This is a genomic window from Mesotoga sp. HF07.pep.5.2.highcov, from assembly GCF_003666285.1.
Taxonomy (GTDB): Bacteria; Thermotogota; Thermotogae; order Petrotogales; family Kosmotogaceae; genus Mesotoga; species Mesotoga prima.
On record NZ_JFHJ01000075.1, the window covers coordinates 1 to 1,503 of the forward strand.

Consider the following 1,503-nt stretch of genomic DNA (forward strand, 5'->3'; position numbering starts at 1 on the left):
GGCTCCTGTTTGGGGTCTTGCACGGGACCTCGCGCCAAAGAAGCGCTTCACGCTTAAGAACGAAAAACCGCTCAACGCTGTGAAGACAACGTTGTCAGTCAACGGTCCACCGTCCTCCGCATATTTTTTAGGCTGGCGTAGCGGAACTGGCCTTTGCGACGGAAAGACTGGCCACCGAAGGTGACTGGCCTGCGTCAGCAGCCTGGCTGATTTGTGCCCAAAATCCATCCTCCTTGTCATCCCGTAGTGCTTCTATACGCGATCTAGGTTTTCGTCATATGTATGACTGAGCGAAAATAGGGACTGACAATTTTCCTCATGTCCCATTTTTCGCGAGGATCGAGATCCTGGCCTGAAGCGTGCCAGGATGACATGAAGGGGCTGTCACCCCATAATTTCCCCACACTATCATCCCGTAGTGCTCCTGTGCGGTCTTCTGCCCAAGACCCGCTCAAAGCTGGAAAGAGCCATTACTAACCTTTTGGAACCCTGTTTAGGTTCATCCCGAACTTTTTTCGGGATCTGGGCTTCTGAAGAACGTGGTCGGTGGTTGCTGGTTAGGGGTTGGCAAGAGCAAAGTGAGGCTGGCTCGCAGTTGAATCGTTCACCGTTCGCCGAGAAGAGCACACGACAACAGATGGCAAAGAAGTACCTAGATGCTGAAACGAGTTCAGAATCAGCAAACCCCGCCATATCCCTCTCGCTTTCTCGGGTGTCTCTCACATTGTCATCCCGAATTTAGTTCGGCATCTGGGCTTCTGAAGAACAAGGTCGGTGGTTGCTGGTTAGGGGTTGGCAAGAGCAAAGTGAGGCTGGCTCGCCGTTGAACGGTTCTCCGTTCGTCGAGGAGAACCCGTTGTTCGTTCAAGTGCAAGGATCTGTTCTTCGTTCTTGGTCATAGTCAATAAACACAAGATTCTGAATCAAGTTCAGATGACGGAATGTTGTGTTCTTAAGAATTACAGTACGCTGCACGGGATGTAATGTTTTCGGTAAGCTTGGATGCTGAAACGAGTTCAGCATGAGGGATTAAGGCGTTTTTGAAATGACGTATGCTATCATTCCCGTCATGACTTTTTGGAAGTCCCTCACTCTGTCATCCCGAACTTTTTTCGGGATCGTTTGATCTTTCACCGGCCAGAGGGCCCGAAAAATGAGACCATAGGACCCGGTCAGCCCCTTTTTCTGCTCTCGTTTTCTCGTGAGCAATGCGAATTCTCGGATACGCTTTTTCTCGGTTTTTTACAGCCTTCAGCGTTCAGCGGGTCTTGAATTTTAAGCGTGCGGCGGTTCTTAGGAGCAAGATGTTGACACAAGTTCAGCATTACGAAATATGGCGTTTTCGGATTGACATGGTGTTTTCATACCGCGTGGCGTTTAGAAAAACAAGACCCGGCATTAGCCGGGTCTTTACAGTAAAAATACTGAGTTTTGCTTCCTCGCTTCACAGCTTTGGTACAGGTAGCTCTGAGTCAATGGTGGAGGCGGCGAGAGTCGAACTCG

Annotated in this window: 1 protein-coding gene; it reads left to right on the forward strand. The window is 49.9% G+C overall.

The window, feature by feature from the left end:
- Positions 1 to 184 (forward strand): hypothetical protein (locus BG32_RS15705; RefSeq protein ID WP_220660298.1); only part of this gene is annotated, 184 nt, incomplete at its 5' end.
- Positions 185 to 1,503: the final 1,319 nt, after the last annotated feature.